Source organism: Klebsiella sp. BIGb0138 (genome assembly GCF_004342285.1).
Lineage (GTDB): Bacteria > Pseudomonadota > Gammaproteobacteria > Enterobacterales > Enterobacteriaceae > Klebsiella.
Window position 1 is genome coordinate 1 of sequence record NZ_SMCV01000024.1, and the last position, 5,845, is coordinate 5,845.

Annotated in this window: 5 protein-coding genes; all 5 read left to right on the forward strand. The window is 56.4% G+C overall.

The genetic code is table 11. From position 1 onward, the window contains the following. Positions 1 to 222, forward strand: a 222-nt coding sequence (locus EDF73_RS27240) for an alpha amylase C-terminal domain-containing protein (RefSeq protein ID WP_207896701.1), incomplete at its 5' end; no start/stop codon positions are given. Positions 223 to 351: 129 nt separating this feature from the next. Then, positions 352 to 1,635, forward strand: coding sequence for a glucose-1-phosphate adenylyltransferase (glgC, locus tag EDF73_RS27245; protein WP_132732044.1), 1,284 nt, complete (start codon positions 352 to 354; stop codon positions 1,633 to 1,635). An 87-nt stretch (positions 1,636 to 1,722) separates the two neighbouring features. Continuing rightward, positions 1,723 to 3,156 carry a glycogen synthase GlgA gene (gene glgA, locus EDF73_RS27250; protein ID WP_132732045.1) on the forward strand — a complete coding sequence of 478 codons (1,434 nt, stop codon included), beginning with the start codon at positions 1,723 to 1,725 and terminating at the stop codon, positions 3,154 to 3,156. Between the two features lie 18 nt (positions 3,157 to 3,174). Next, positions 3,175 to 5,622 carry a glycogen phosphorylase gene (gene glgP / locus EDF73_RS27255; RefSeq protein WP_132732046.1) on the forward strand — a complete coding sequence of 816 codons (2,448 nt, stop codon included), beginning with the start codon at positions 3,175 to 3,177 and terminating at the stop codon, positions 5,620 to 5,622. A gap of 103 nt (positions 5,623 to 5,725) precedes the next feature. Next, a partial coding sequence (locus EDF73_RS27905) for a hypothetical protein (protein WP_243655264.1) occupies positions 5,726 to 5,845 on the forward strand: 120 nt, incomplete at its 3' end.

Here is a 5,845-nt window from a genome sequence, read left to right on the forward strand (position 1 = left end):
ACGCCGGTGCCGCGTCACGGCTATCGCTTCGGGGTTAATCAGCCGGGGCGCTGGCGTGAAGAGCTGAACACCGACTCGATGCACTACCACGGGAGCAATACCGGCAACGGCGGCGGCGTGGCAAGCGAGGCGATCGCCAGCCACGGGCGGGAGCATTCGCTGTCGGTGACGCTGCCGCCGCTGGCGACAATCTGGCTGGTGCGGGAATCTGCAGGGCAATAAAACGCGCAGCTGATCTGTTGCAGTTGACTTATTACCGGAGGTGATCGCTTCTGAATTCATTTGCAGAAGAGTGAGGCTTTTTCTTCATTATTTTCTTTTATAGCTTTTATTTAATAGCAGGACATAATTATGAGTAAAATTGAATATACTGACAACTTAATGCTGTCGCGCCAGTTACCGCTTAAATCCGTGGCCCTGATCCTCGCCGGCGGGCGCGGTACCCGCTTAAAAGACCTGACCACTATTCGCGCAAAACCTGCGGTGCATTTTGGCGGTAAATTCAGAATTATTGATTTTGCCTTATCGAATTGTATTAACTCAGGAATAAGACGTATTGGGGTCATTACACAATATCAGTCGCATTCACTGGTGCAGCATATTCAACGCGGCTGGGCATTCTTTAACGAAGAAATGAATGAGTTCGTGGATTTATTACCGGCGCAGCAGCGGGTGCATGGTGAGAACTGGTATCGAGGTACGGCGGATGCCGTGACCCAGAATCTGGATATTATCCGCCGCTATGATGCGGAATATGTCGTTATTCTGGCCGGGGACCATATCTATAAACAAGATTATTCGCGGATGCTGCTCGATCACGTTGAAAAAGGGGCGCGCTGCACCGTGGCCTGCCTGCCGGTCCCGGTTGAAGAGGCAAGCGCTTTTGGCGTCATGGCAGTGGATGAGAATGACAAAATCATTGAATTTGTTGAAAAACCGGCTAATCCACCCACCATGCCTGGCGATGAAACCCGCTCGCTTGCCAGTATGGGCATTTATGTGTTTGATGCGGAATATCTCTACCAGCTGCTGGCGGAAGACGATCGGGATGAACACTCCACCCATGATTTTGGCAAAGATATTATTCCCAGAATAACGGCGGCAGGTGAAGCATATGCGCATCCGTTCCCGCGCTCCTGCGTACAGTCGGATAATAATGCCGAGCCATACTGGCGTGATGTCGGAACTCTGGAGGCGTACTGGAAAGCGAATCTGGATTTAGCGTCGGTGGTACCTGAACTGGATGTTTACGATCGTAACTGGCCTATCCGTACTTATGTTGAGTCGTTACCCAGCGCTAAATTTGTTCAGGACCGTTCCGGCAGTCATGGCATGACCATGAACTCTCTGGTCTCCGGCGGCTGTATTATTTCTGGCTCGGTGGTGGTGCAGTCGGTTTTATTCTCCAAAGTTCGCATTAACTCGTTTTGTAATATTGATTCGTCGGTTTTATTACCGGGCGTCTGGGTCGGTCGCTCCTGCCGGATAAGACGCTGCGTGATCGACCGGGGATGCGTTATTCCGGAGGGGACGGTGATTGGCGAAAATGCCGTTGAGGATGCGCAGCGTTTTTATCGTTCGGAAGAGGGGATCATCCTCGTGACCCAGGAAATGCTGGACAGACTTGAACGATGAAGCCGTTTGCGGAAAAAAAAGCGGCCGCGGCCGTGATTGCCATCATCGGCACCGCCGCCTTCGCGCCTGAATAATTAAGGAGCATCGATGCGAGTTTTACATGCCGGAGCGGAGATGTTCCCTCTGTTGAAAACGGGCGGGCTGGCTGATGTGACCGGCGCCCTCCCGGCGGCGCAAATTGCCGAGGGGGTTGATGCCCGCGTGCTGCTGCCGGGGTTTCCCGCGATCCGCGACGGAGTACGGGATCCGCAGGTGGTGGCCAGCAGGGAGACGTTCGCCGGGCCGATGACGCTGCTGTTTGGCGACTTTAACGGTGTGGGCATCTATCTGATTGCTGCCCCGCATCTCTATGACCGGCCGGGTAATCCTTATCATGACCCGCGGATGCAGGATTATCCCGATAACGTCCTGCGTTTCGCGCTGCTGAGCTGGGTCGCGGCCGAGCTTGCCGGCGGTCTGGATCCGTTCTGGCGGCCTGAAATCGTCCACGCCCATGACTGGCACGCTGGCCTCACGCCGGCGTATCTGGCCGCCCGCGGCAACCCCGCGAGGTCGGTGTTTACGGTGCACAACATTGCCTATCAGGGACTGTTCCTCGCCCGGCATATGGCGGAGATCGCTTTACCGTGGTCATTCTTCCAGATGCATGGGGTGGAGTTTAAAGGACAGATCTCCTTCCTTAAGGCGGGCCTCTATTTCGCTGACCATATCACCACCGTCAGCCCGACGTATGCCCGTGAAATTACCGAACCACAGTACGCGTTTGGTCTGGAAGAGCTGCTGCGGCAACGTCAGCGGGAAGGGCGACTGTCGGGGATCCTGAACGGGGTTGACGAAAATATCTGGGATCCGCGCCGCGATCCGCTGCTGGCGGCGCCTTACGACCTGAATTCGCTGGCGGAGAAAGCGAAGAACAAGCAGCAGCTGCAGACGACGCTGGGGCTGAAGGCGGACGATCGGGCGCTGCTGTTCACCGTTGTGAGCCGGCTGACCAGCCAGAAGGGGCTGGACCTGATCCCTGGCGCGCTGCCGGGGATCATTGAGCAGGGAGGGCAGCTGGCGCTGCTGGGAGCCGGGGACCCTGATTTGCAGGCCCGTTTTCTTGCCGCCGCGGCGCAATACCCCGGGCAGGTGAGTATCCGGATCGGCTACGACGAGGCGCTGTCGCATCAGATGATTGGCGGCGCCGACGTCATCCTGGTGCCCAGCCGTTTTGAACCCTGCGGTCTGACCCAGCTTTATGGCCTGCGCTACGGCACATTGCCGCTGGTTCGCCGCACCGGCGGACTGGCGGATACCGTCGCCGATTGTTCGCTCGAAAACCTTGCCGACGGGCTGGCGAGCGGATTTGTGTTTCCCGACAGCGAGACGGAATCGTTATTACGTGCCATCCGCCGGGCCTTTGTCCTGTGGTCCCGTCCATCGCTGTGGCGGTATGTGCAACGTCAGGCAATGAGCTTGGATTTTAGCTGGCAGATTGCCGCAAAGTCTTTCCACCAGTTGTATCAGCGCATTATTTAATTGCTACGGATAAGAAAAATGGAACCACGCATAAGTTATATTTCACCCAGGCTGAATGAAGAAGCGTTGCAGCATGCTATCGCTTATAAGCTCATGTTTATTCTTGGTAAAGACCCTTCACTTGCCAATAAGCATGAATGGCTCAACGCTACGCTGTTCGCCGTGCGCGATCGGCTGGTAGAACGTTGGCTGCGGGCGCATCGGGCGCGGATCTCGCAGCAGGCCCGGCAGGTTTATTATCTGTCGATGGAGTTTCTCATCGGCCGAACCCTCTCTAACGCCTTACTGTCGCTGGGCATCTATGAGGATGTGAAAACGGCGCTGGCAGGGATGGGGCTGGATCTGGAGGAGCTGATTGATGAGGAGAACGATCCGGGGCTGGGCAACGGCGGTCTCGGCCGTCTGGCGGCCTGTTTTCTCGACTCCCTGGCCACTCTGGGGCTGCCAGGCCGCGGTTACGGCATCCGCTACGACTACGGCATGTTTAAGCAAAACATTATCGACGGCCGGCAGATGGAGTCACCGGACTACTGGCTGGAGTACGGTAACCCCTGGGAATTCGAGCGCCATAAAACCCGCTATACCGTGCGCTTTGGCGGCCGTATTCAACATGAGGGCAAAAACTCGCGCTGGCTGGAAACCGAAGAGATTATTGCGGTGGCCTACGATCAGATTATTCCGGGTTATGAAACCGATGCCACCAACACCCTGCGTTTGTGGAGTGCCCAGGCCAGCAGTGAAATTAACCTCGGTAAATTTAATCAGGGGGACTATTTCGCCGCCGTGGAGGATAAGAACCACTCCGAGAACGTCTCCCGCGTGCTCTACCCGGACGACTCAACCTATTCCGGGCGCGAGCTGCGCCTGCGTCAGGAGTATTTCCTCGTTTCGGCGACGGTGCAGGACATCCTCACCCGCCATTACCAGCTGTATCAAACCTATGACAACCTGGCGGATAAAATTGCTATCCACCTCAACGACACCCACCCGGTGCTGTCGATTCCGGAACTGATGCGCCTGCTGATTGACGAACACCGCTTCAGCTGGGATGACGCTTTCGAGGTGACCTGCCAGGTCTTCTCCTACACCAACCATACCCTGATGAGCGAAGCGCTGGAGACCTGGCCGGTCGAGATGCTGGGGAAAATCCTGCCGCGCCATTTGCAGATCATCTTCGAGATTAATGACTATTTTCTGAAAACCATGCAGGAGCACTATCCCGATGATATTGCGTTGCTGAGCCGGACCTCGATTATTGATGAATCCAACGGCCGCCGCGTACGGATGGCCTGGCTGGCGGTGGTGGTGAGCCATAAGGTGAACGGCGTGTCGGAGCTGCACTCCCGGCTGATGGTGGAGTCGCTGTTTGCCGATTTCGCCCACATCTTTCCGCGACGCTTCACTAACGTCACCAATGGCGTCACGCCGCGCCGCTGGCTGGCTGCCGCTAACCCGTCCCTTGCCGGGGTTCTGGATCGCTATATTGGCCAGACCTGGCGAACAGATTTAAGTCAGCTGAGTGAACTGGGGGAATATCAGGATTATCCGCTGGTTAACCAGGCCGTCAGCGCCGCCAAACTGGCGAATAAACAGCGGCTGGCCGATTATATCGCCCGCCAGCTGGGCGTGGTGGTGAACCCGAAGGCGCTGTTTGATGTGCAAATTAAGCGGATTCACGAATACAAACGCCAGCTGATGAATGTGCTGCACGTGATCACCCGCTACAACCGTATCAAGGCGGACCCGCAGGCCGAATGGGTACCGCGCGTGGTGATTTTCGCTGGCAAAGCCGCATCCGCTTACCACACGGCAAAACAGATCATCCATCTGATAAACGACGTAGCCAAAGTCATCAACAGCGATCCGCAGATTGGCGACAGGCTAAAGGTGGTGTTCATTCCCAACTACAGCGTCAGTCTGGCGCAGATGATCATTCCGGCCGCGGATCTTTCTGAGCAGATTTCGCTGGCAGGGACCGAAGCCTCCGGGACCAGCAATATGAAGTTCGCCCTCAACGGCGCGCTGACCATTGGCACGCTGGACGGTGCCAACGTTGAAATGCTGGAGCACGTGGGTGAGGAGAATATCTTTATCTTCGGTAATACCGCAGCCCAGGTCGAGGCGCTGCGCAGCAACGGCTACCAGCCGCGCGATTACTACGACCAGGATCAAGAGCTGCGCCAGGCGCTGACCCAGATGGGAACCGGGGTGTTCAGCCCACAGGAGCCGGGCCGCTATCGCGGTCTGCTGGATTCGCTGATCAACTTTGGCGACCACTATCAGGTTCTGGCCGATTACCGCAGCTATGTTGACTGTCAGGACAAGGTGGATGCGCTCTACCAAACCCCGGAAGAGTGGACCGCCAAAGCGATGCTCAACATAACCCACATGGGCTATTTTTCATCGGACCGCACGGTGCGGGAGTATGCGCAAAAGATCTGGTATATCGACAAAACGCAACTCTAATCCCGCCTTCACCCCGCAGGGAGCGTCGGGGCGACCGGCCCCGTCGATGAGCGGCCCAACAGCAACACATAAATAAGCCTGACGGATATGACAGGAGAGAAAAATGACGGACAGTAAACGCGCAGGGGAGCCTGCACAACAGAGTGATTTGATTAACGTCGCTCAGCTGACCGCGCAGTACTATGTACTGAAGCCGGAAGCGGGCAACGCCGAACATGCGGTG

Excerpts from the sequence above, each read along its gene's own strand:
- glgC (WP_132732044.1), top strand. The coding sequence starts at position 352 with ATGAGTAAAATTGAATATACTGACAACTTAATGCTGTCGCGCCAGTTA.
- glgA (WP_132732045.1), top strand. The coding sequence starts at position 1,723 with ATGCGAGTTTTACATGCCGGAGCGGAGATGTTCCCTCTGTTGAAAACG.
- glgP (WP_132732046.1), top strand. The coding sequence starts at position 3,175 with ATGGAACCACGCATAAGTTATATTTCACCCAGGCTGAATGAAGAAGCG.